This is a genomic window from Mucilaginibacter sp. PAMB04274, assembly GCF_039634385.2.
Taxonomy (GTDB): Bacteria; Bacteroidota; Bacteroidia; order Sphingobacteriales; family Sphingobacteriaceae; genus Mucilaginibacter.
On the sequence record NZ_CP155081.2, the window covers coordinates 2,106,010 to 2,131,747 of the forward strand.

Below are 25,738 nucleotides of genomic sequence, written 5' to 3' on the forward strand. Positions count from 1 at the left end.
ATTAAGAAAACCTTTTTACTAACTATATACAGATATAATGAAAATTGGAATCTGCGGACCCATATTTTTGCCCCTCTTAGCGAAGCATTTAGCGCCAGACAGTGTAATTGATATTAAAGGTATGGGCGGCACGCCCGTTAACCATCAAATTACAGCCTTGTTAGAAAAAGGATTTGAAGTACATGTTTATTCTATTACTCCTGAACTGAATGTAGGCGAAGAGCGGGAATGGCACGGCGAAAAACTGCACGTTTATGTAGGTTGTTCGCGCAAAAGGGCCCGGCATTGCTGTAAAGATCTTTTTCAGGCCGAACGGAGGTATCTAAAAAATGCCATTCTGAAATCAAAGCCTGATATTGTACATGCGCACTGGCAATACGAATGGGGCTGGGCTGCTTTAGATTCAGGAGTGCCTACGCTTTTAACATGTCATGATTCGCCTATTGAAGTGCTGAAGTCGCAAACAGATCTATATCGTTTAATCAGGCTTGTTGTAGCTGCAATATGCCTCAGAAAGGCTAAACATTTAACTGCTGTATCACCATATACCGCAAAGGGTTTAACTTTCTTTACCAAACTAAAGGCCGCCGTAATACCCAATTTTGAGCCGGCCGGCGTTTTTTCACTTTATGATGCCAATAAAACTGTAGGTAACGAAATAAATGTTACGATGATTAACAACGGCTTTCATAAACGGAAAAACGTGGCCAAGGGCGTCAAAGCATTTGTAGAATACAGCAAAAAACACCCGAATGCACAATTGAATTTATATGGCACCGAACACGGCATCGGTGAGGATGCATATAAATGGTGTGAAGAAAACAATATTAAGGGTAATATTCATTTCCATGGCGAAAAACCATTTGCTGAATTAATGACTGCCTTATCTGAAGCGCATATTTTCATGCATACCTCGCTCGAAGAATCTTGCCCTATGGTATTAATTGAAGCTATGGCCATGGGCATCCCGGTAATTGCCGGCGAAGAAGCAGGTGGGATACCCTGGATGTTGGAAAATGGCGGTGGTAAACTGGTAGACATCAATAATGAACATAAGATAGCAGCCGAACTGTTACACCTGTCATCACCTGAATTTAACCATAAGGTATCGAACACGGCCCGCGAAGTAGCCTTAAAAATGTTCTCTACAGAAGTGGTCATCAATCAGTATTTAACAGCCTATAAAGAAGTACTAAGCGCATGAAAGTGTTACACATACTTGCCGAACTGCAATTTTCAGGAGCTGAGTTAATGTTGCACACTGCTTCTGAAAAGTTTGAAGCTTCCGGCCTTGAAATAACCATTTTAGCTACCGGGCAGGTGGAAGGTATTTACGCCGATTATTTCAGAAAGCTGGGTTGGACGGTTGTGCATATTCCGTTTAAAAAGAGTCTGTCCTTTTTCTCAAAGCTTTATTCGCTCATTAAAAACGGCGGTTTTGATGTAGTACACATACATACCGAAGGTGCATTTATATACAAGGCATTTATTACCAATTGGGCAGGCGTAAAAAAGGTTGTAGCCACTGTACATAACAATTTTTTGTTTACCGGATACCTGCAACGTCGGCGGAGGTTTCACCACTTCCTTGCTTTAAAGCTCCTAAATGTGAAGTTTATCTCTATAAGCGAGAGCGTTAAGGAAACAGAGAAAGTTATTTACAATACCAATACAACACTTATTCACAACTGGATAAACGTTGACAGTTTTAGCAAAACCAGGCAGTTAGAAAATCAAGCTGCCGGTCACGTCAAAAATGTGTACCCCATAAAGATCATAAGCGTAGGTAAGTGCCTTTTTGAGAAACAGCATCAAAAAGTGCTGGAACTGGTAAAGGTGTTGATTGACAAAGGCGTCGATTGCCACTATACGCACATTGGTTGCGGTGAGCTTGAAGACAAAGAGAAAACGTGGGCTTATGAGAACGGCCTGCGTGAACATGTAACATTTATTAGCCATACCCATAACGTTGCTCAATTCCTGTCGGGCTGTAATTATTACGTCATGCCTTCCTTGTTTGAAGGTGTTGGTAATGCCTGCCTGGAGGCAATGGCTGCCGGCCTGCTGTGTATTGTAAATGATGCTCCGGGGTTGAACACCCTGATAAAAAATGACCACACCGGCATCATTACCGATTTCTCGGATGTAGGCCTGGTTGCCAGCCAAATTATGGCAATAAGCCAGGACGAAGAGCGATATAATCATCTGACCACTAACGCCCAGCAATATGTAGCTCAAAAGCATGGCGTAGCCAATGTAGAGCAGATGATAGAAATGTACCATTGAGGTAATTCCGTTCTGCGTTAAACTTTCACCCTTGCCAAATTTTAATTACTTAAACATTAAAGAATATGAAAACGATCTCGACTAAAAAATTGATTCCGTCATTTATGCTGGCCGCTTTGCTCACACTATTTGTCATAAACGCTCAGGCGCAAAATTTGACAGCTACAAACCTGCACACCGGCAAGGCTCTGAACATTTCTAGAGATAAAATAACAGGCACAGACAGTGTGGCCACTTTAGACACTATGCTTTGTATGTTTCACCAGGTTATGACTAACAGTGCTCATCTTTCATGGCGCAAAGGTTATATCGTGCTTGAGAACGACAAGATCATGATCGGCAATGTATCATATCCTACACTTAACGCTTCGCATCTTACCGGCTTAATACAAAACAAGTTTTTATCAAGTAACAGAAAAAAAGTAGTAAAAAGCCAGGTAATACAGGTAGTGCTATTACAATAACAGCATTTTAACCGTATCTCCTGAGCGTATTTATTTCTTACCAATAATGACAAAGATTGCTGTATTACTCACCACTTTTAACCGTAAAGACAAGACTATTACTTGCCTGCAAAGTCTGAAAGTGCAAAAACTGCCTGCTGATGTACACATCGACATATATTTAACCGATGATGCCTCGGCCGACGATACGGTGGATGCTGTAAAGGGAATATTTCCGGATAGTTATATTCTGCATGGAACTGGCCAATTGTTTTGGGCAGGCGGCATGAGGAATTCATGGAATGAAGCCCGAAAAGGTAACTATGACTATTACCTGCTCCTGAATGATGACACAACGTTAATTGATAACGCTGTTGCCAACCTGTTGGCTTGCAGTAAAGAGGTTTTAGCCCAAAAGCAAACGCATTGCGTATGCATTGGAAGTACCCAGGACGTTTTCACTGGCGGAATTTCATATGGTGGTAAAAAGCTCACCTCCAGGTACTACCTTAAAAGTGCTTTGGTGTATGATAATGACGACTATCAAAAATGCGATTTAGGTAATGCCAACATTATGCTCGTACCTGATGTCATTGTGAAGTCTGTAGGTATTTTGTCGGATCATTATACACATGGTATTGCCGATTACGATTATACACTTAAGGTTAAGAAGGCCGGCTTTGAGGTAATAGTGGCACCAGCAGTTTTAGGCTACTGCACGGATGATCACGGCAAAAGCTGGAAATCGCAAACATCGCGGTTATCAGATCGCATTAAATACTTAAAAAGCCCGAAGGGATTAGCTTACAAAGAATATTTGCTGTTTATAAAAACCCATTTTCCGCTTTATTATCCTTTTGCGTTTACAAAATTGTGGATGAAAACCTTACTGCCCGTTCTGTGGCAGGTTTTCAAAAAATAGACATTGCACCTATACACTTTTAGCATGGTAAAAATATCTGCAACAATTGATAGCGTACAAGTAATGCGTGCCTTTGCCACTGTCTCTGTGTTATTCTTTCATGGTACGCACATCATTGATAACAAGCTTAATTTCCTCTTCTTAAATAACTTCTTCGATGCAGGTTATTCAGGAGTAGACGTTTTTTTCGTAATCAGTGGCTTCATTATATTGCATACCTGCATGGGTAAAGATTTTAACGCCTTTACGTTTCTAAAAAAACGTTTTGTAAGGATATACCCTGTGTACTGGGTAGTTACTCTGGCTGTTATCATTGCATACCAAATAGCGCCCGAAGGTGTGCAACCTTATAAAGAAGATTGGCGTATCATTTTAGGCTCATTGGCTTTAGTGCCACAAAAGATTTACATCATCGGCATAGCCTGGACACTCACTTTTGAGTTATTGTTCTACGTTGTATTTGCTGTTGCTTATTCTATAGGAAAGAAATTTTTGTTTGCCGTGTTATTTGTTTGGGCTGCTGTAATACTTGCTTTGTACGCAGCAGATGTAAAACCAGCAAGTGTTGCACTAAACATGTTGGTTAACCCCATTATTATTGAATTTTTCTTCGGTTGCCTAATCGCTTACTTTTACAATCGTTATCGTGAATTTAAGTACCACTACATACTATCAACGATTGGTTTTATGTGGTTTGCTGTTAATTGGGTGATATACTGGATGGCCAAAAACAATGATGCCAATGCATTTAGCACTTACATCAGTCGTCTTTACCTTTTTGGCGTGCCTGCAGCAATTTTAATCAGCGGGATTGTTTTTTACAAAAAGTCCATTGCTCCCTTGTTTGTTTACATAGGCAATGCGTCATACTCATTATACCTAATACACGGAACCGTAATTTCTATACTGATAAAGATCCTATTCGTATTAAAGATACAAACTTACTTTGCCAACAACATCGGTTCAGTTGCCATCCTACTTGCAACCGTTCTTATTGGTTGTGCTTTTTACCGCTTTGTAGAGGCGCCTATCATCGGCTTATTTAAAAGTAAAAAAGGAGATAAGCCTGCAAGTGCAACCTCGGTAACATCAGCAACTGTTTAACTATCTATAGCCCTAGGCTAATCTGCTATTAGCACATCCGCTTGTACAAATAAGGGGTGCCTTACTGTCGTACTCTGCTTTCGGCATTCTATTATACCATCAATCATGACCAATGAATCTAAAACGGGCGTGGTGTATCTAACTAATATACCAGCACCGTACAGGGAAAAAATGCATGAGATACTTTCTGCAAGTACTCAAATTAAATACACTGTTTTTTATTGCTCGGAGTTAGAACCTAACAGGCAATGGAAATTTGATAAAGGCAATTATCAGATGGTATATCTGAGCAATACAGCCGATAAAATGATACATAACAATGTTAGTGTTATCAAATTCCTCAATCAGCATAACCCGGATGTGGTCATATCAACCGGCTTCAATCCGACCATGTTGTATGGCTTTTTATGGTGCATGATCAAGGGCAAAAAGTTTATACCGTTTACCGATGGTACCTATAATTCAGAGAAAAGCTTGTCTGCAGTTCACAAACTGGTACGCCGAATCGTTTTTAAATTCTCAGCTTCTTTTATAGGAGCTAGTGCTGGTAGTTCCAAGCTGTATGAAAGCTATGAGATACCAAAGAAAAAAGTATTTACATCCTGTCTTTGTATCGAAAACGGCGATTTTAACTCAAATACCGAGCAAAAGAAATATGACCTGATGTTTTCGGGCCAATTAATTGAGCGCAAAATGCCTATGTTTTTTGCAGAAGTAGCCCGGCAGGTAAAGGAGAAGATGGGTAAGTGCACTGTACTGATCTTAGGCGACGGGCCGCTTAGGAATAATCTGATATCCTTATTAATAAAATACGGAGTTGATTATGATTACGCTGGCTTTGTACAACCCAAACGCCTGCCATGGTACTATGCTCAGTCTAAAATATTTCTTTTCCCTACACTTAATGATCCGTGGGGCATTGTTGCCAATGAGGCTTGTGCGTCGGGTTTGCCCGTAATTACCTGTGAAAACGCAGGAGTAGCTAATGATTTAATACTTCATGATGTTAACGGATACGTTTTGCCGTTAGACACAGATACCTGGGTGGAGCACATTTGCGACTTACTGCAAACGCCCTCTAAACTAAAAAAGCTTTCTATAAACGCTGCCGAGAAAGTGCAGCACTATAACCACCAGCTGTCTGCCGAAGGTATACTGGCATCGGTAAATTTTGCCATAGCAGGAAACTGAAGCAGAAACTGCTGGCAAGAGAATTACATCCGGATTAACTCCAAAACACACATATGCGCATTTTATTGATTCATTGTGCCTACCATTACCTGGGAGGCGAAGATGTTACGGTTGCCAAAGAACTCGATTTGCTGCGCTCAAAGGGCAATGAGGTAGAGCTTTTGCTTTTTTCAAATAACTCGGTACCGCTGTTTAATCTGCTGCAGTTGCCGTTCAATATCAAATCATACCTCGCAACAGAGAAAAAAATCAGCGAGTTTAAGCCAGATATTGTTCACATTCACAACTTGCATTTTACAGGATCTACATCGGTGCTGTATGCAGTAAAGAAGCGTGCCGCAGTAGTTTACACGCTGCACAACTATCGCTTAATATGCCCGTCGGGTACACTTTTTAGCAAAGGCAAGTTGTACCTGCGCAGTCTTAAAACAACATTTCCGTTAAATGCGGTTTTTAACAGGGTTTATAAAGGCTCGGCACTGTTAACCATGTGGTTATCAGCTACCATATGGCTAAACCATACCTTAGGCGTGTGGAAATTGGTTAACCGTTTTATTGTGTTGACCGACTATTCTAAAAAACTAATAGAAGAAAGTCAGTTATCAGTTAAACAAGCTCAACTGGTTATTAAGCCCAACTTTACGGAGCATAACGAATCGGCTCATAGTATCAGAAACAATGAGTTTTTATACGTAGGGCGCCTGAGTGATGAAAAGGGTATACAGGTATTAATGGATGCCTTTACTAATTCGTCACTTTCATTAAACATCATCGGCGATGGTCCTTATAAAGAACAGGTGTTAGCGGCAACAAAAGTGAATGCTAATATCAAATACATTGGCTTTCAGGATAAAGAAAATATTTCAAAAGCCATGAGCGAATGTACCGCTTTAATATTCCCATCAATATGGTACGAAACTTTTGGGCTTACAATTATCGAAGCTTTTGCGGTATCAACCCCGGTTATTGCTGCTAATATTGGTGCTGCATCCTCTCTTATAAGCCATGGTGTAAACGGGCTTCATTTTGAACCTGGCAATGCCGAAAGCCTGAGGAAAACTATAAACCTTTGGGATAAATATGCAGAGAGCGAGAAACATAAGTTTCGCGAAAATGCCGTCAACACGTACATGAAATATTATACGCCCGACAATAACTACGAACAACTGATCAATATTTATAATCAGGCAATTAGCGAAAATCAAAGCTCTTGATACACCATTATTATTGGCCGCCCGAAATGTACTCACACTAATTAATTCAGTCATGTCGTACTTAGATGATATCCTGGAACAAGGGTACGCGGGCCCATATCCGCTACTAAAAAAAGGGGAAGGCGAACGTTTATTCCCGTTAGACAATATATCACTCGAGCTGCAATACTCAGAAAACAGACAGCGGCATGTAACCAACCAAACAATAGCCAGCGTTGCGCTTCGCGATGAGATATTAGAAAAAATGAAGCTCCTGCTTGGTGATAATATCTTGCTGTCTGGCAGTCAGTTGATAGGCCATGCGGATAAAGCACACGATTGGCATGTTGACGTTGAACATACAGGTTGGGAAGGGCTGACCGTATGGATAGGCTTAAGCAGTGCAGAGTGTAAGAAATGTATAAAAGTTATTTCGTCATCTCACAAGTTTAAGCTGACCCCTCAGGACCTTAGGCACCGAGGTGTTGATATTTATAATGACAGTGAAGTGTTGGCTTCTGCCCAAGAGATTTCTGCTGATGCAAAGCTTGTTGAGATTGACTTGTTTGAAGGAGAATTCATTATTCTTGACAGCCTTACATGGCACGCTTCCGGCAACATTTCTAATTTTAGAAGACACGCACTCGTTCTAAGATACCGCAATACAAATTTGCAGCAAAGACCGCCAAGCGGTTTTCAGTCCAATTCTGTGAATATAGACGAACACATTAAAAAGCTCATACTAATTAATAGTGAAAGGTTTGATGTGATGAACTTTACTTCTACAAAAAGAGTTGCCGAACACCATAGAGGATTACTTAAACATTTAGCAAAATACCTGTTTAGATACCTGCAGGCAAAAAACTTTATCGCGCTTTTAAAATCTCAAGCAGCAAGGTTATTATAAGCCATTTGTACCAGGGTCTCGGTTTAGAGACCATTAAGGCAGTTGGCTTTTTATAAGAACACTGTAAGCCTTCTTATTCCCTTAACCGTTGTCAATAAACACCTATTATAAACCTAACAAATATTGCTATGAATAATTCTTCCACTCCTTGCATGGGTTATCCGCTATTTAATGGTTCCTTGATGGATCTTTCTTTTCAAGATAAGACTATTGTAAATACGATAAATCAATATTCATTTTGCATTGCAGAAGAGGACGATGAGTTTAAAGAAGCTTTAATGGGATCGGACATGTTATTGCCCGACGGAGTAGGGATGGTTTTCGCATCGTTTTTTTTAGAAAATGTGAAAATCCAAAAAATAGCCGGTGCTGATTTACACCAGCATTTGCTGACTAAACTTAACGAGGAATGCGGCTCATGCTTTTATCTTGGATCTTCTGAAGCTACGCTGAAGAAAATTGAGGACCGCATTCAAAAGGAGTACCCTAACATAAGTGTACATACTTACGCTCCGCCGTATAAGGCGGTGTTTGATGAACAAGACAGCGAAAAAATGATTGCTGCGGTTAATCAGCATGCTCCGGATGTTTTGTTTATTGGTATGACTGCACCGAAGCAGGAAAAGTGGATTCATACCAACAAGCAGCTGCTTAATACAAAGGTAATTGGCTCGATAGGAGCAGTGTTCGACTTTTATGCAGGTACCGTTAAACGCCCCGCCAGAATGTGGATATCGTTAGGTTTGGAATGGTTTGGCCGTCTTATTTTGGAGCCTCGCAGGATGTGGAGAAGGTACTTATACTATGGGCCGGTATTCACATTGCATTTGCTAGGCAAAAAAATAAAGCTGGCTAACAGATACAAAAGAATTTTCAGCTCAGGAACTAACGTTTCTAAACATCCTTTATCTAAACATTAATGAGCCAACACAGGTGCTTAACCCACCAAAGTACCGATACGATTTTTGACGCCTCGGCTGTAGTATTTGCTTGCGGCGCTTTATACAACATTCTCAAAAAAAATAAAAATCCCCTATAATTTATGAAAAAGAAAGCGCTGATAACAGGCATTACAGGTCAGGACGGAGCCTACCTAACGGAGTTACTATTGGAAAAAGGCTACGAAGTACATGGCATCAAACGCCGTTCATCGTTGTTCAACACCGATAGGATAGACCACCTGTACCAGGATCCGCATGAACCACATCCCAGCCTGGTTTTGCACTACGGCGATTTGTCTGACTCGACCAACCTGATCCGCATCATCCAGCAGGTACAGCCTGATGAGATCTATAACCTGGGTGCGATGAGCCATGTTAAGGTAAGCTTTGATACGCCCGAGTATACAGCCAATGCCGATGGTATCGGCACCCTGCGTTTGCTGGAGGCTATCCGTATTTTAGGATTAGAGAAAAAGACCCGCATCTACCAGGCTTCCACCTCAGAGCTTTACGGTTTGGTACAAGCCGTTCCGCAAAGTGAGACGACGCCTTTCTATCCCCGAAGCCCTTATGCCGTAGCCAAGCTGTATGCTTACTGGATTACGGTCAACTACCGGGAAGCCTACGGCATTTATGCCTGTAACGGCATCCTGTTCAACCATGAGAGCCCGCTCAGGGGTGAGACCTTTGTAACGCGTAAGATTACCCGTGCGGTAGCCAAGATAGCCATGGGTTTGCAAGACAAGCTTTACCTGGGTAACCTGGATGCACAGCGCGACTGGGGACATGCCAAAGACTATGTGGAGGCAATGTACCTGATCCTGCAGCAGGAAACACCTGAAGACTTTGTGATAGCCACCGGTGTAACCACTTATGTACGCGACTTTGTGCGCATGGCTTTTGCTGAAGTGGGTATCGAGGTTGAATTCAAAGGCGAAGGTGTAGAGGAAAAAGGTTACGTGGTAAGCTGTTCAAACCCAGACTACCAGTTGCCTGAAGGCCTTGAAGTAGTTTGTGTAGATCCTAAGTATTTCCGTCCTACGGAAGTAGAATTACTGATTGGTGATCCAACTAAATCAATGACCAAGCTGGGCTGGAAACCGAAGTATGACCTGCAAGGTTTGGTGGCCGAGATGGTTGCCATGGACGTAGACCTGTTCCAACGTGAAAAACTGCTGAAAGACTCAGGCTACGTTATCAAAAACCAATACGAATAATTTAAGCATATGCAAAAAGCATCAAAAATTTTTATAGCGGGCCATAGAGGCATGGTAGGATCTGCCATCCATCGTAAATTAGAAAAGGAAGGGTTCACTAATATTGTTACCCGTACATCGTCCGAGTTAGATCTCAGACGGCAGGGTGATGTTGAAGCGTTTTTTGAAGAGCAACAGTTTGACTACGTATTTTTAGCGGCCGCAAAAGTGGGTGGCATAGTAGCCAATAACATTTACCGCGCCGACTTTTTATATGAAAATCTGCAAATTCAAAATAACGTTATTCATAACGCATACCTTACCGGCGTAAAGAAACTCCTCTTTTTAGGATCGAGCTGTATTTACCCAAAGCTTGCTCCGCAGCCCTTGAGTGAAGATAGCTTACTGACCGGTCCGCTTGAGATCACTAACGAGCCTTATGCCATTGCGAAAATAGCAGGCGTAAAAATGTGCGATGCGTACCGGGCTCAATATCAGTGCAATTTCATATCGGCAATGCCCACTAATTTGTATGGGCTTAATGACAACTACCATCCTGAAAATTCGCACGTATTACCAGCTATGATCCGTAGATTTCATGAGGCTAAACAAAACGATGCTCAGTCAGTAACCATATGGGGTTCTGGCACACCTAAACGCGAATTTTTATTTGCCGATGACCTGGCGGATGCCTGCTACTATCTGATGGAAAACTATAATGAGCCTGGTGTTATCAATATAGGGGTGGGAGAGGATCTGTCTATTAAAGAACTCGCCGAAATGATCAAGGAAATTGTGGGTTTTGAAGGAGACATCACCTATGATACTTCCAAGCCAGACGGTACCCCCCGTAAACTCATGGACGTATCCAAACTTGCCAACAGCGGGTGGAAGCATACTGTTGAGTTGCCAGATGGTATCAGGGTAGCGTACAACGACTTTTTAAGCAAATATCAGCAACCGCAAGCCCTTGAGGCTTAGCGGTTGCTAAATGCAATACATTGAACAGTTGGATAGTAGATAATTGAATTGCTTACAATTTAAATTCAAATTTAATGCAGAACCGTTATTTATACTCACTACGTATCATCTTAGCTGCTGTTGATTTTGTATGTATTAACATTGCTTTTATAATTGCTTACCACATTACCGTTTCAATACACTACAATTTTTCGGCCGACTATTATTTGCAACTATTATTTGTAAATAACCTGCTGTGGGTTTTAAATGCTAACTTTATGCATTTATACCACAAAAAAACAGTTTACAGCTCCAAATTACTATTTGCCTTAAGGTGGAAGTGTGGCTTGGTACACCTTACTTTTTTTGCAGCTTACATATTAATAACCAGCCAGGTAAAGGTTTCTGTTGCGCTTTATTTGCTGTTTTATTTACTGCTAAACATACACTTATTGTGCAGTCAGCTTACGTACCGTTTAGTAGAGCCCATATTAAAGCTGAAATTTAGGTTTAAAAAACCGATAGCCTTAGTTGGTATATCTGAAACGAGTGATCAACTAGCTAATTTTTTGCGTAGAACTCACGCCAGGTACGATTTAAAAAGCTTTTTAGACCAGCATGATTGCTTGATAGTCAACGAAACTCCAATGAGTTTGGTAGCAACATGTGAGCAAATTAAAAATGCAGCTGATAATGGCATAAACGATGTGTATGTAGCAGTATCGCCAGAGAAGACAAGTGAAATAGATACGTTATTGGTGGAAGCGCATAACCAATGCGTTAGGTTAAAACTGGTTCCGCATTTTAACGAATCACTTCCACAGCTTCAACGATACAACCACATCAGTAATCTGTCGGTTATAAACGCCAACACCGAGCCATTTGAGGAAATGAACAGCCGTTTTGTTAAAAGGGTGTTTGATTTGGTTTTTAGCGCTCTTGTAATTGTTTTTATTCTGAGCTGGCTGTATCCAATATTAGCTATTATAATTAAAATACAAAGTCCCGGTCCTGTGTTGTTCAGGCAGTTGCGAAGCGGAAAAAATAACCGTGAATTTTGGTGTTATAAGTTTCGCAGTATGAGGGTTAATGACGAGGCGGACCATAAACAAGCCAGCAGAGACGACAGTCGGGTAACTGCCATAGGCAAGTTTATGCGCAGAACCAGTTTAGATGAGTTTCCGCAGTTTTTTAACGTATTACTTGGTAATATGAGCATTGTGGGGCCGCGGCCACATATGGTTAAACATACGCAGCACTACCGCAATGTAATAGATAAGTACATGGTTAGGCACTACCTCAAACCCGGTATAACCGGATGGGCGCAGGTGAATGGCTTCAGAGGCGAAACGCGTGAAACCGAATCAATGGCTAAACGGGTAGAACATGATATTTGGTACCTGGAAAACTGGTCCGTAAGTCTTGATCTTAAGATTATTTTTTATACCGTAGCCAATATTTTTAAAAGCGAACAAAATGCTTTTTAGCATGTCCACAAAGTTGCTTTTTCTATCGAGATTAAACAGAGTTGCCTGATACAAAAATGCGGTTTATGCATACTGTACCCAATAAGGTAGCCTCATAACAGTCAAATACAAATATCATGTTGAATACCTTAGGTGAAGTACAAGCAGCACCTCATGAAGGCAGGATCAAAACACTTGATTCTATGCGCGGATTAGCGTCGCTCACAGTGTTGCTGGGCCATGTTTTGGCTAGTATTTTCCCAAATGGTAATTTTTGGCTTGACAAAACTCCTTTGCACATTATAAGCTCGTCGCATGAGGCTGTTGTGTTTTTCTTTTTGCTAAGCGGCTATGTGCTAACTTACCAGTATGCAAATAAAAGTTTTGAGTACAAGTCTTTCCTCATTGGGAGGGTAGCTCGTATATATATTCCGTACATAGTAGCGGTATTATTAAGCTTAGTGCTCTACACATTTTTTAAAGACAATGCACCTGTGCATTACAACAACTTTTTGAAGTCGCAGTGGCAATTTACTTACTCAAACAGTTTATTAGTTGACCATATACTTTTGGTCGGAAACTTTAAAACCGATACTATAAACACCGTTATTTGGTCATTGGTGCATGAAATGAGGGTGGCCATCTTATTTCCGGTGTTGTTACTTATCTTAAAGCTTAACTGGCGTATCGTAATTTGCCTTAGTTTATTGGTAAGTGTGTTAGCTGGTTTTGCAATAGTACATGGCGTTAATCCTTCGGCTGGTTACAACAATAGTTATGTATACACCTGTCATTATTTCTCCATGTTTTTGCTAGGGGCATTGCTAGCCCGTTACCAATCGTTTATCATTAGTAAATATCGGTCTATACCCAAGCTAATGAGGAATGCTATGTTAGTTACAGCTTTGCTGGTTTACACTACATCGCACCTTACTTTCAGTGTACTGCATGTGTTGGGGGCTGGTGCCATACTCAAATACAGTTTCCTGATTAGTGACTGGTTAACCAGTATCGCTTCTTTTCATTTAATGGTGGCAGCTATTGCTGTTGCCGGTACAAAACATTGGGTAGAGTCAAAGCCGCTGTTAAAACTTGGTAAGGTATCTTACAGTTTATACCTTGTTCATTTACCCGTGTTATACGTAGTATACAAATTGATGCCGACAGCGCCTTTTGAGCTTGCTTTGGGTATTGGTACGGTGCTTTCGCTTTATTTATCAACCATTTTTAATAAGCTGGTAGAATTGCCTGCCGCCAAATTAGGCAAAAAGGCAATCCATTTGCTATCCAGGTACACTATAAGGGTTGCTTAAAGGCCGTCTCACTGCCTTTATGTCTTTACTATAGCCCAATTATAATGCTTTGATATCGCTAGCCGCTCAGGCTGCGCCCCAATCATTGCAGATACAGCCGATCTCCTTAACCTTAAATAGCCAAAATGAAAACGTTGATTTTAGTACTGATTGCTAATTTATTTGCGGGTATTTGCCTGGCGCAAACCGTGCTTTATAAAAAAGATGGTATTGCAGTGTTGTATAAAAATGAAACCCTTAAAAAAGTTTATTGCAGCGATGCCAAAAAAGACATTTACCTGGTAGAGTCTTCGGTTTATATATTAAATGCCACCGGTAGGAGCGCTTACTTCAGTGGGGCTGTATTTACGCCAGAAGAAGCAATGATAAGTGGAAACTGTGTATCACAGGGCGATGTAGATTCTTTAGGCGAATATTTAACTTATTTTGATGCCGCCTTGGTAAAAGGTAAAAATAAAATAGTTAAGGTTTCCCGATCGTGGGTTTTAACCCCCGATTATACACCCGACTGGAGCATTAGCAAGATCGATTTCGGTAAAATTGAGCCCTATAGCTTTGTAAATAAATCAGGGCTTAAAAATCTATAGTAAGTGGCCGACCCAGTTGTTTCAAATCCCTTTAAAGCATATAATAATACAGTTAATATCCGCTGTATTACTTCAAAATATAATTGCGCTCACAGCGCTCTATCCTGAAAGCCCATACATTCTTATACAGAAAACCATTTATAAAACCACTTAACCTTAAATTATGAAAGCAGTAATACTTGCGGGAGGTTTAGGAACAAGAATAAGCGAAGAAACAGGCGTCCTTCCCAAACCCATGGTCACTATTGGTGGCAAGCCAATACTCTGGCACATCATGAAAATCTATTCTTACCATGGCATTAACGATTTTATTATTTGCACCGGCTATAAAGCCCACGTTATAAAAGAATATTTTGCCCAGTACTGCCTCAATAATTCAGATGTGACATTTGATATGGCTGCAAATACAGTGCAGGTGCACAACAACAAAACGGAGCCATGGCGTGTAACAGTTGTATACACCGGACATAACACGCTTACCGGCGGTAGGCTGAAAAGAATCAGAGATTATGTGGGCGACGAAACCTTCTGTATGACTTATGGCGATGGCGTAAGCAACATAAATATTGCTGAATCAATACAATTTCACAAAGCACAAGGCAGATTAGCGACGTTAACCGCCGTGCAGCAGCCCGGCAGATTTGGAGTTTTTAACCTGCAGCCCGGCGAAAACCAGATTAACCGTTTTCATGAAAAGCCCAATCACTCTGATATGCCCTGGATTAACGGAGGTTACTTTGTTTTGGAGCCTGAAGTGTTTGATTACATACCAGCAGAAGATGTGATGTGGGAACATGAACCGCTTGAATATCTTGCTCAGCATCACGAGTTATCGGCTTATCGGCATACCGGTTTCTGGCAACCTATGGATACTTTAAGAGACAAATCCATCTTGGAGGAACTTTGGCAATCTGGTAAAGCCCCTTGGTTCCATATGCTTAAAGCCCAAATGCAAAAAGTTTTCTATTTAACATTAGTCTTAGATACAATCCTTAACTAAAATGAAAATACTGATTACAGGTAACATGGGCTATATCGGTCCCGCTGTGGTAAGTCAGCTGCGGGAAACCTATCCGAGTGCAATGTTAATTGGATGTGATATGGGATATTTTGGTTCTTGTTTAACTAACACAACCACATTACCCGAAAATAAATTGGATATGCAGGTATTTGGCGATGTAAGGAAATTGTCGCCGGAGGTTTTGCATAATGTAGATGTAATTGTCCACTTGGCAGCCATCTCTAATGACCCAATGGGTACCCGATACGAAGAAGTGACTATGGATGTGAACCATAAGTCTAGCGTTGCCATAGCTAAGGCGGCAAAAGCTGCTGGTGTGAAGGCATTCATATTTGCGTCGAGCTGCAGCATGTACGGCGCTGCAGAAGGCGGCCCCCAAACCGAGCAATCGGCACTAAATCCACTCACTGCATATGCACGTTCAAAAGCGCTGACCGAGCAGGACTTGAAACCCTTAGCCGATGACAGTTTCACTGTTACATGCCTGCGCTTTGCCACTGCTTGTGGCATGAGCAGCCGTTTGAGGTTAGATTTAGTATTAAATGATTTTGTGGCCGGAGCTGTAGCGGGAGGCAAAATAAGTATTTTGAGTGATGGCAGCCCTTGGAGACCACTGATACATATCAAAGATATGGCCCGTGCAATTGATTGGGCTGTGAGTAGAAATCCGGATAGCAGCGGAACGTTTTTAGCTGTTAATGCCGGTTGCAATGAGTGGAACTACCAGGTAAGACAAATTGCGTATACAGTTGCAGAAGTAATTCCTGAAACTACAGTAACCTTTAATCCGGATACACTGCCAGATAAAAGATCTTATAAGGTAGATTTTAATCTATTTAAGTTGTTAGCGCCCCATCATCAGCCGCGTTATACACTTCAACAAACGATACAAGAGCTGCATGAGGGATTACTTGCCATGAACTTTGCTGATAATAATTTTAGAAACTCATTATCAATGAGGTTGAAGGTCCTAACGCATCTTCAGGATCAGGATCTGATAAATCACAAACTGGAATGGACCTGCAAGACAGCTGAATCTTCATCATCTAAAGTTAAAGCAGCTTAATTATGATTTTTACTGAAACGAAATTAAAAGGTGCATTTGTAGTAGATATAAATCGTTTGGAGGATGAACGTGGTTTTTTTGCACGGTCGTACTGTAAAACCGAGTTTGAAGCACATGCTTTGAATACAAACCTGGTGCAATCTAACGTCAGCTTCAACAAAATAAGCGGCACCTTACGTGGCATGCACATGCAGAATGAGCCTCATGCCGAGACCAAGCTTGTGAGATGTACAAGCGGTTCGATATTCGATGTTATAGTAGATCTGCGTCCCGAATCAAACACTTTTAAGGAATGGATAGGGGTGGAATTAAGTGCAGAGAATTACCGTATGCTTTACGTACCCGAAGGTTTTGCGCACGGTTTTTTAACCCTTGAAGATTGTACAGCGGTTGCTTATCAGGTAACCCAGTTTTACCACAACACTGCCGAACGGGCCTACCGTTGGGATGATCCTGCATTCGGTATTTCCTGGCCCTTTAAGCCGGTACTCGTTTCGGAGAAAGACAAGGCTCATGCACGGTTTGATGAGAGGGTACTCGCATGGGGTTCACAATAGAATTCCATCAGTTATTAAAAATACAAGGTTTAAATGATAATAGTTGATACGGCGCTGGCAAAGCGCCAGGCCGAAAACAACCCTATAAAGGTTGCTATGGTTGGGGCCGGTTTTATGGCCAAGGGCATAGCGCTCCAAATTTGTAATTATTCGCCCGGTATAGTGCTGGTAGCAATCTCAAACCGTAATCCGGAAAAAGCGAAGCAGATTTACGAGCAAGCAGGCGTATTGGATGCACAGGAGGTAAATACAGTATCGGAGCTGGAAGCAAATGTACGTAACGGCGTATGCAGCACAACCGATAATGCTATGTTGCTTTGCCAGGCCGAAGGCATTGATGCTATAATAGAAGTTACAGGAGCCGTAGAATTTGGTGTTAACGTGGCGTTATGCGCTATCGAAAACAAAAAGCATTTGATTTTGATGGATGCCGAAGTGGACGGAACCGTTGGCCCGATACTTAAAGTATATGCCGATAAAGCCGGCGTGGTGTACACCAATGCCGATGGCGACCAGCCCGGTGTTCAAATGAATTTATACCGGTTTGTAAAGTCCATAGGGGTGAAGCCCGTTTTATGCGGCAATATCAAGGGGCTTCATGATCCGTACCGTAACCCAACTACACAAGAGGCCTTTGCCAAAAAATGGGGGCAAAAACCAGCAATGGTTTCTTCTTTTGCCGATGGTAGCAAAATTTCGTTTGAACAGGCCATTGTAGCTAATGGTACCGGTATGCAGGTTGCCAGGCGCGGTATGCTTGGCCCTACAGTACCAACTGGCACCCCGCTAAAGGATATTGCGAATGTTTACCCCATTGAAAAACTACTGGAAGGTGCGGGTATTGTGGATTATGTTGTTGGCGCTGAGCCTGGTCCGGGTGTGTTTGTTTTAGGAACACATGATGATCCGGTACAACGTCATTATCTTAACTTGTATAAATTGGGTGAAGGCCCGTTGTACTTGTTTTATACGCCTTACCATTTATGCCATTTCGAAGTTCCGCAAACGGTTGCAAGGGCTGTACTTTTTAACGACGCTGCCTTAACACCTATTGGAAAGCCTTACGTGGAAGTTGTGGCCGCTGCAAAACAGGATCTGAAAGCCGGTGATATAATTGATGGAATAGGACATTATATGACATACGGTTTATGTGAAAATGCTGACGTCGTGGAACTGGAGGACTTGCTACCAATAGGTGTGGCAGAGAATTGCATATTAAAAAACGATGTGCCTAAAGATCAAGTTCTTACTTACAAAGATGTTATTTTACCTGTCGGCAGAACTGTTGACAGACTTAGAAGCGAACAGAAGAATTACTTCCAACATGAATTAATAAATCATGTTAACAGCTAAAAGTTAACAGCATGGGCATGAGGTGTTATGAATGCTGAACGTGTTAGTACCGATGCCTGATCTTAATACATTGTGGATTTGTAATGATCTCTTCTCACATATGCTCAATCTATTACACAATGAATTAAAAGGGCAATAATTTTCAAATATGTATGTAATTTTAGGGTAGCCAAGACATGGGTAATTAATAATTTTCAGCCCCATGCTCTTCCTAAAACCAATTAGTTCGAATAGCCTTTAAAGTCTTTCAATACATTTCCGCCTCCATGGGTTAATAAGTGATTAGCTCGAATACCTCAGTAACTTTATACGAAGACGTCATATTTAGCTGGAATCGCAAAAAGGTTTCCCTATTTTGATAAGCCTTTCTGCAGTGTAGTTTTATTTGAATGGTTAAGTAATCCTTATTTGTTTAACAACAAACAATCCAAATCATGAAATGCAGATTTTGTAAAACAAAGCTTTCACACGTTTTTATCGATCTTCAGCAATCCCCTGCTTCTAACTCGTTTCTTACACAAGAGCAGCTTGGCCAGCCCGAAGCGTTTTATCCACTAAAGGTCTACACTTGTCACCATTGTTTTTTAGTGCAAATAGCAGAGTACAAAAAATGTGACACCATATTTGATAATCAGTATGTCTACTTCTCTTCATATTCGTCCAGCTGGTTAAAGCATGCAGAGCAATATACAGAGAGCATGATTGACCGATTTGGATTTAACGCTGCTTCTCAGGTTGTTGAAATTGCTTCGAATGATGGATACCTGCTGCAGTATTTTAAAGAACACAACATACCTGTTTTAGGTATCGAACCAACCGGCAACACGGCCCAGGTAGCCATAAGTAAAGGCATTGAAACCATTATAGAGTTTTTTGGGACAGAGCTGGCCCGAGAGATGGTAAAAGATGGAAAAAAAGCCGATTTGTTGATTGGAAACAACGTATTGGCACATGTGCCCAACATATTAGACTTTGTTGCCGGATTGAAGTTGGTTTTAAAAGACGACGGCGTGCTTACCATGGAGTTTCCTCACCTCATGCAGCTGGTTGAAAACAATCAATTCGACACCATATATCATGAGCATTTTTCCTACTTGTCGTTTCATACCGTAAAGCAAATATTTGAATCGCAGGGATTAGAATTATTTGATGTGGATGAGATACCAACCCATGGAGGCTCATTGAGGATCTATGCCAAGCACAAAGATGATAAAAGCAAGGCAATATCAGCCAACGTCCGTACGCTGCTACAAAAGGAAGCGAGTAAAGGCATGACCACGCTTGAGTATTATAATAATTTCCAGGAGAAAGCCATTAGGGCAAAAAGCATGTTCAATAACTTTTTGTTGCAGCAAAAAATGGCCGGTAAAACGGTTGCCGGTTACGGTGCAGCAGCAAAAGGAAACACGTTTCTAAATTATTGCGGCGTAGGCGATAATCAAATATCCTTTGTAGTTGATGCCAATCCGTATAAGCAAAACAAATATCTGCCGGCCAGCCACATCAAGGTTGTCGACGAAAATTATCTGGAAGATCAGAAACCCAATTATATTGTGATCTTCCCATGGAATATAAAAGAAGAGATTGTAAAAAACTTAAGTTATGTTGAACGGTGGAACTGCAAGTTTGTAGTGGCCATACCATTTCTTAAAATATTAGATGAAGTGCAGTCAATGCTGATTTAAACCAATATAAGCAGATCCTTAAGCACAATCCTCCGCATTTACTTAAAAATACCCACCACGAATTCCTAAGTGAAAACATATCGTCTTGACGCTTGATACTATTAGCCAAGTACGCGAGCAGGGGAGGTTGTGCTGTCTATAAAGCATACGGTAGCCCCGTTTCGGCAATTATGCGATAACATAGGCCTCGTTGCTGCCACCCGGAAAGATATTACCTAGTTAAACGATATTACCACTTTTCAGGGCGCCAATGTGTCGGTTCGAGTTACGATTTAACAAGAAATTCGGGCTTGCGCAAAAAGATCAAAATTCGTCGGCTGTGCTTCTGCTGTCCATATAAGGGGAGCCTTTAAAATGAATTACCTGGTTAGCAGCATTTATGGCAAAGGTCCATTCAGATGTCTGATCCTCTTTCTCAGTTTTTATGTCTTCGCAACCAAACGTAAAATTGATATCCAGCACCACTCTAAAACTGCCTTCACCCGAGTTGCGGTCATAAATCACCCTGTCGAATTTCATGGAAGTAACCTCAGGCGATCCACTAAAACGATACTCGCGTTGAATCTCATACTTAAGCTCGTTATAGGGCGAGGAGTTTTGAGCAAACAGGTCGGCTAGATACTTAGCGATGTTTGTATCTGCATCAGGTAAAGTGATAATCTTAACGTCGAAGCCGTTCATGGTTTTTATTTATCGTCTTTCTTGTTAAACCGGTACTTTAACCATATTACATCATCTTCCAATTGTTCAGCTTTTTGAAGTTGCATTAAAGTGGCCGGACTTTTCTGCAAGAACTCACTTACCTCAAATGTCGTGAGCGATTTTAGCGTACCGTCTGCAATTGGGAGCAGTAATAAGCTTAGCTCATCAATTAATCCTGCGTTTAATAAAGAACCGTTCAAATGGCCTCCGCCTTCTGCCATCAGCGTTTTTATAGGGAACAATTCCCCCAATTGATTTAATGCCAGCTCAAAATCAAGTTCTTTCTCGCCCGCAAAAATGTACGAAATGCTTTTTCGTTGCAGGTAGTACAGATATTCATCGCTAACCTTTTCTGTAAGTACTTCAACAATATGGTCGCCTCCGGTTGTGTTGCTGTCCCATCCTAATTTTCCGTGGGCATCTATTGCAATGGCAAATGAAGTCGCGTTCTTATCCCCAATAAATGTTATTCTGGAAATAGGTTGTTCGGGCGTTATAAGCTCGGGTTTAACTCCTCCCGAAAAATCTCTCTCCATTGTCACGCGGCCACACATCCAGGCCTCGCTTTCAAAAGTATCGTGATATTTCTCAAAAAAGCCTGAATAAGTGTCAATAAGTTGTTGATCTCCCCAATTGGCCGAGATAATCCTACCATCCACGGTAGACATCATGTGGCAAATTACATATGGTTTTTTCATTTGTTTAGTGCGTATTAGTGCTAACAACACGGCTCATGTATTACTTGTGTGTATGATGAAGTAATATTTTATCTTTGCATACAATTTTCCTCATTAAATACGAGCGGTTAAACCATGGCAAAGAAACGTATACTTTTAATTGAAGACAGTGACGACATCCAGGCAATTGTACAACTTATACTTGAAGACGAAGGTTACGAAGTAGTTGCAGCAAACCCACGCCCTGTAACTGAATGGATAAATGACAATGCCGATTTAATTGTATTAGATGAATGGATTAATGAACAGGAAGGCCATATGCTTTGCCGTGAGATAAAAAAGATGCAGATACTGAAGCATGTGCCGGTTATTATTTTTTCGACTGCACCCAACATTGAAGCCATTGTAGAAACCTGTGGAGCCGAAGGCTTTGTACGTAAGCCATTTGATATTGATGACTTGTTAAAAGAAATTAACCGCTGCCTTTATAAAAAAGGTTCATCTAAAGTTACGCTTATATAAACAATAGATTATGGCCGCTTATAATAGGTGGTTAAATTAACGGTTACTTGTTCCAACATATAGCAACCAATCAATTTTAGTTAGAGCTTTTACCATCAAAATTATCAGCCTCGCTTTTTGCCACAATCTCCCGGATAATGCAGTCCAGATCGGCAGCAGATTTATTTAAGCACGATAATAGTCTGCTTCTTGTACACTCCTCGGTTTCCGGCTCATTAAATAAATTTATTAGTCCCATAATTCGGGCAACGGGAGCCCGAACCAAATGTGCCTGCGTCCAGGCGATTTCCTTAAGCTGTATGTTTTGTGCTTCAATTTGTCGCACATACTGCGTGCTTTCAGTAACATCTCGTAATACACCAATCATCCGCACCGCCTGGTTTACTTCGTTCCTTATAATGTAACCGTTCTCTTCCACGTAAGCATAATCGCCATTAAGCCTTTTTAGCCGGTAAGCTGCTTTCCAATTATTTTGACTGCTGTCAAGCAATGCCTCATGCAAGTCTTTCTCTAGTAAAGTCACATCCGCCGGATGCACCAGGCTCGACCACTTAGACAGTGGAAAATTTGCAACTTCCTCATAGCCAAATAGGCGAAAAAAAGCATCACCCCATCCAATATGGTCGTTTTCTATATCCCAGTCATAAATAACATCGTTGGTTGCTTTGTTAACATAAGCGTAAAGTTCATTGCTTAGTTTAAGTTGCTGGTGCTTTTGCCTTAGTTCTATTTCAGCTATATGCAGCGCTGTAATATCTACAGACCCTTGTACAATATACTGTACCGTTTCATCATCATTTAATAGGGGGTAAGTGTCAACACTCCAGTATCGGGCAACAATCGGATTGTCTTCAGACAAAGAAAGATCATACCTATGCTTTTTTATCCGGTGTGGCTTTTTGTGTTGTAATACATAGGTAAACGCATTCCGTATATTCATAGTCCGGCTACCGTCATCCTCGTTATCGGGCGGAAACGCCTCGAAAAAACCTTGGCCAATCAGGTAGGAGCGAGTGGTACCCGTGCCGGCTAAAAAAGCATCATTCACCGCTTCAATGGTAAAACGGGGTTCATCAGGCCGTAAAATAAGGCTTGCAGTAGGTAAGAAATTGTAAAATGATGCGATGTCTACCAGAGTATCCATTAATTACTGCACAAAAAAGGGGTTGATGCTAGTTTTATAACTGCCTTCTTATACGGAAAATTTCGGCGAAGGTTGTGTTATAGATATCTATATATATAAGGAAAAGATTATGTAATAAACTAGAATGGGGTGTGCTTTATAGAATCGAAAGCTAATGACCGACTTTACTGAAAGCAGCGTTTTAGAAAAAGAAAGGGGTTGAAGGGTAGGGAGTTAAGGGGGATGTAACACAAAAAGAGGAGAAAGGTTTTATAAAAAGGAAAAAAGCGCTACCTTTGCAACCCGCAAACGAAGGAATGCGGTTAGTACATTGAAAAGGGGCGAAGGATTGTTGAAGCATTGGAAGATGCGTCAGCAAGAGAGGAGGAGATCCGAAGAGAGGCGGATAGCCAGTCGGGGCATCACAAAAAACTTTAAAAAAAGTTTTGGGGATGTCAAAAAGATTTCTACCTTTGCACTCCCAATCGCAATGATCGGGAATAGATTGAAAAGCGGCACAGGGATAAGAAAAACGGCGAAAAGCTGTTTGAGGAGTCTCAAAAAAATTTAGAAATAAATTTTGGAGAAATCAAAAACTTAGTTACCTTTGCACTCCCAAACGGAACGAAAGCGAAAGCGGACGGAAAGAGAGGGAAAAACAAAAGCAAAATCACTCATCGCTAGGATGAGCAGATATAAAAAGCGGAACCGTGACGGGGAAGCGATAAAGTTCTTTTAAGAAGTAACATGTAGCGTAGCGGGAGCGATAACTTAAGGTTGTCGACTCTATCAAAAAAAAGAAAACCTTTCGAAATTGGAGTTACACTGAATACTGTATAAAGATATACAAATAATCAGATTTCTATTTTGAGTAATAGGGTCTGGATACAAACAAAACATTTTACAATGGAGAGTTTGATCCTGGCTCAGGATGAACGCTAGCGGCAGGCCTAATACATGCAAGTCGGACGGGATTGGGGAGCTTGCTCCCCATGAGAGTGGCGCACGGGTGCGTAACACGTATGTAACCTACCGTTGTCAGGGGGATAGCCTCTCGAAAGAGAGATTAACACCGCATAAAATCACAGTGCAGCATTGCATAATGATCAAATATTTATAGGACAACGATGGGCATGCGGGACATTAGCTAGTTGGCGGGGTAACGGCCCACCAAGGCGACGATGTCTAGGGGATCTGAGAGGATGACCCCCCACACTGGTACTGAGACACGGACCAGACTCCTACGGGAGGCAGCAGTAAGGAATATTGGTCAATGGAGGCAACTCTGAACCAGCCATGCCGCGTGCAGGAAGACGGCCCTACGGGTTGTAAACTGCTTTTGTACCGGAATAAACCTTTCTTCGTGAAGAGAGCTGAATGTACGGTAAGAATAAGGATCGGCTAACTCCGTGCCAGCAGCCGCGGTAATACGGAGGATCCAAGCGTTATCCGGATTTATTGGGTTTAAAGGGTGCGTAGGTGGCCTATTAAGTCAGGGGTGAAAGACGGTAGCTTAACTATCGCAGTGCCTTTGATACTGATGGGCTTGAATACAGTTGAAGTGGGCGGAATGTGACAAGTAGCGGTGAAATGCATAGATATGTCACAGAACACCGATTGCGAAGGCAGCTCACTAAAGTGTGATTGACACTGAGGCACGAAAGCGTGGGGATCAAACAGGATTAGATACCCTGGTAGTCCACGCCCTAAACGATGAATACTCGATGTTGGCGATATACGGTCAGCGTCTAAGCGAAAGCGTTAAGTATTCCACCTGGGGAGTACGCCCGCAAGGGTGAAACTCAAAGGAATTGACGGGGGCCCGCACAAGCGGAGGAGCATGTGGTTTAATTCGATGATACGCGAGGAACCTTACCCGGGCTTGAAAGTTAGTGAATGATCCAGAGACGGATCAGTCCTTCGGGACACGAAACTAGGTGCTGCATGGCTGTCGTCAGCTCGTGCCGTGAGGTGTTGGGTTAAGTCCCGCAACGAGCGCAACCCCTATGTTTAGTTGCCAGCATTTAAGGTGGGGACTCTAAACAGACTGCCTACGCAAGTAGAGAGGAAGGAGGGGACGACGTCAAGTCATCATGGCCCTTACGTCCGGGGCTACACACGTGCTACAATGGATGGTACAGAGGGCTGCTACCTGGCAACAGGATGCCAATCTCTAAAAGCCATTCACAGTTCGGATCGGGGTCTGCAACTCGACCCCGTGAAGTTGGATTCGCTAGTAATCGCGTATCAGCAATGACGCGGTGAATACGTTCCCGGGCCTTGTACACACCGCCCGTCAAGCCATGGAAGCTGGGGGTACCTGAAGTATGTAACCGCAAGGAGCGTCCTAGGGTAAAACCGGTAACTGGGGCTAAGTCGTAACAAGGTAGCCGTACCGGAAGGTGCGGCTGGAATACCTCCTTTCTGGAGCAGTATTCAGTACCAAGTAACACGAGCCGAAAAAGAGAGGTAAGTAAAAAGACAGAATCCTGCTACGCACATGTATTTCTTAAGATTAGAAGA

23 protein-coding genes and 1 rRNA gene are annotated in these 25,738 nt (G+C 41.8%); 21 read left to right on the plus strand and 3 right to left on the minus strand.

Annotated features, from left to right (window positions below):
- Positions 1-37: 37 nt before the first annotated feature.
- The 19 genes from ABDD95_RS08865 to ABDD95_RS08955 all read left to right on the plus strand — a co-directional run bounded on the left by ABDD95_RS08865 (position 38) and on the right by ABDD95_RS08955 (position 20,191).
- A complete protein-coding gene (locus ABDD95_RS08865) occupies positions 38-1,204 on the plus strand; it encodes a glycosyltransferase family 4 protein (RefSeq protein WP_345951531.1) in 1,167 nt (388 codons plus the stop codon).
- Positions 1,201-2,286 (plus strand): glycosyltransferase, encoded by a 1,086-nt coding sequence (locus ABDD95_RS08870; RefSeq protein WP_345951532.1) that lies wholly within the window; start codon positions 1,201-1,203, stop codon positions 2,284-2,286. The genes ABDD95_RS08865 and ABDD95_RS08870 overlap by 4 nt, the downstream gene beginning before the upstream one ends.
- Before the next feature lie 65 nt (positions 2,287-2,351).
- Complete coding sequence (locus tag ABDD95_RS08875; protein ID WP_345951533.1) at positions 2,352-2,750, plus strand: hypothetical protein; 399 nt, start codon at positions 2,352-2,354, stop codon at positions 2,748-2,750.
- A gap of 46 nt (positions 2,751-2,796) precedes the next feature.
- Positions 2,797-3,651: a glycosyltransferase family 2 protein gene (locus ABDD95_RS08880; RefSeq protein WP_345951534.1), complete on the plus strand. Its 855-nt coding sequence runs from the start codon at positions 2,797-2,799 to the stop codon at positions 3,649-3,651.
- 24 nt (positions 3,652-3,675) lie between these two features.
- Positions 3,676-4,755, plus strand: a complete 1,080-nt coding sequence (locus ABDD95_RS08885) for an acyltransferase (RefSeq protein WP_345951535.1) — start codon at positions 3,676-3,678, stop codon at positions 4,753-4,755.
- Positions 4,756-4,860: 105 nt separating this feature from the next.
- The gene (locus ABDD95_RS08890; RefSeq protein ID WP_345951536.1) at positions 4,861-5,946 is read left to right on the plus strand and encodes a glycosyltransferase family 4 protein; all 1,086 of its coding nucleotides are present in this window, start codon (positions 4,861-4,863) and stop codon (positions 5,944-5,946) included.
- Positions 5,947-5,999: 53 nt separating this feature from the next.
- On the plus strand, positions 6,000-7,160 hold the full coding sequence (locus ABDD95_RS08895) for a glycosyltransferase (protein ID WP_345951537.1): 1,161 nt from the start codon (positions 6,000-6,002) through the stop codon (positions 7,158-7,160).
- Between the two features lie 52 nt (positions 7,161-7,212).
- Positions 7,213-8,046 (plus strand): phytanoyl-CoA dioxygenase family protein, encoded by an 834-nt coding sequence (locus tag ABDD95_RS08900; RefSeq protein ID WP_345951538.1) that lies wholly within the window; start codon positions 7,213-7,215, stop codon positions 8,044-8,046.
- A 128-nt stretch (positions 8,047-8,174) separates the two neighbouring features.
- Positions 8,175-8,966, plus strand: a complete 792-nt coding sequence (locus ABDD95_RS08905; RefSeq protein ID WP_345951539.1) for a WecB/TagA/CpsF family glycosyltransferase — start codon at positions 8,175-8,177, stop codon at positions 8,964-8,966.
- Between the two features lie 122 nt (positions 8,967-9,088).
- A complete protein-coding gene (gene gmd, locus ABDD95_RS08910; RefSeq protein ID WP_345951540.1) occupies positions 9,089-10,204 on the plus strand; it encodes a GDP-mannose 4,6-dehydratase in 1,116 nt (371 codons plus the stop codon).
- Positions 10,205-10,213: 9 nt separating this feature from the next.
- Complete coding sequence (locus ABDD95_RS08915) at positions 10,214-11,164, plus strand: GDP-L-fucose synthase (protein ID WP_345951541.1); 951 nt, start codon at positions 10,214-10,216, stop codon at positions 11,162-11,164.
- Between the two features lie 74 nt (positions 11,165-11,238).
- Complete coding sequence (locus ABDD95_RS08920; RefSeq protein WP_345951542.1) at positions 11,239-12,630, plus strand: undecaprenyl-phosphate glucose phosphotransferase; 1,392 nt, start codon at positions 11,239-11,241, stop codon at positions 12,628-12,630.
- 116 nt (positions 12,631-12,746) lie between these two features.
- Entirely contained in the window at positions 12,747-13,922 is a 1,176-nt protein-coding gene (locus ABDD95_RS08925; protein WP_345951543.1) for an acyltransferase, read from the plus strand.
- Positions 13,923-14,047: 125 nt separating this feature from the next.
- Entirely contained in the window at positions 14,048-14,509 is a 462-nt protein-coding gene (locus ABDD95_RS08930; protein ID WP_345951544.1) for a hypothetical protein, read from the plus strand.
- Between the two features lie 163 nt (positions 14,510-14,672).
- Positions 14,673-15,509 carry a glucose-1-phosphate cytidylyltransferase gene (gene rfbF / locus ABDD95_RS08935; RefSeq protein ID WP_345951545.1) on the plus strand — a complete coding sequence of 279 codons (837 nt, stop codon included), beginning with the start codon at positions 14,673-14,675 and terminating at the stop codon, positions 15,507-15,509.
- A 1-nt stretch (position 15,510) separates the two neighbouring features.
- On the plus strand, positions 15,511-16,596 hold the full coding sequence (locus ABDD95_RS08940; protein ID WP_345951546.1) for an SDR family oxidoreductase: 1,086 nt from the start codon (positions 15,511-15,513) through the stop codon (positions 16,594-16,596).
- 2 nt (positions 16,597-16,598) lie between these two features.
- Positions 16,599-17,153 carry a dTDP-4-dehydrorhamnose 3,5-epimerase gene (gene rfbC, locus ABDD95_RS08945; protein ID WP_345951547.1) on the plus strand — a complete coding sequence of 185 codons (555 nt, stop codon included), beginning with the start codon at positions 16,599-16,601 and terminating at the stop codon, positions 17,151-17,153.
- Between the two features lie 33 nt (positions 17,154-17,186).
- On the plus strand, positions 17,187-18,506 hold the full coding sequence (locus ABDD95_RS08950; protein WP_345951548.1) for a Gfo/Idh/MocA family oxidoreductase: 1,320 nt from the start codon (positions 17,187-17,189) through the stop codon (positions 18,504-18,506).
- Between the two features lie 434 nt (positions 18,507-18,940).
- Positions 18,941-20,191 (plus strand): class I SAM-dependent methyltransferase, encoded by a 1,251-nt coding sequence (locus tag ABDD95_RS08955; RefSeq protein ID WP_345951549.1) that lies wholly within the window; start codon positions 18,941-18,943, stop codon positions 20,189-20,191.
- Between the two features lie 303 nt (positions 20,192-20,494).
- Here the strand turns inward: ABDD95_RS08955 and ABDD95_RS08960 are convergent, their stop codons facing one another.
- The gene (locus tag ABDD95_RS08960) at positions 20,495-20,872 is read right to left on the minus strand and encodes a hypothetical protein (RefSeq protein WP_345951550.1); all 378 of its coding nucleotides are present in this window, start codon (positions 20,870-20,872) and stop codon (positions 20,495-20,497) included.
- Positions 20,873-20,877: 5 nt separating this feature from the next.
- A complete protein-coding gene (locus ABDD95_RS08965) occupies positions 20,878-21,591 on the minus strand; it encodes a RibD family protein (RefSeq protein ID WP_345951551.1) in 714 nt (237 codons plus the stop codon).
- Positions 21,592-21,705: 114 nt separating this feature from the next.
- Between ABDD95_RS08965 and ABDD95_RS08970 the strand changes: the two genes are divergently transcribed.
- Complete coding sequence (locus ABDD95_RS08970) at positions 21,706-22,092, plus strand: response regulator (protein ID WP_345951552.1); 387 nt, start codon at positions 21,706-21,708, stop codon at positions 22,090-22,092.
- Between the two features lie 76 nt (positions 22,093-22,168).
- Here the strand turns inward: ABDD95_RS08970 and ABDD95_RS08975 are convergent, their stop codons facing one another.
- Positions 22,169-23,236 carry a PAS domain-containing protein gene (locus ABDD95_RS08975; RefSeq protein WP_345951553.1) on the minus strand — a complete coding sequence of 356 codons (1,068 nt, stop codon included), beginning with the start codon at positions 23,234-23,236 and terminating at the stop codon, positions 22,169-22,171.
- Between the two features lie 882 nt (positions 23,237-24,118).
- Here ABDD95_RS08975 and ABDD95_RS08980 point away from each other — a divergent pair.
- Positions 24,119-25,639 (plus strand): 16S ribosomal RNA (locus tag ABDD95_RS08980).
- Positions 25,640-25,738 lie beyond the last annotated feature (99 nt).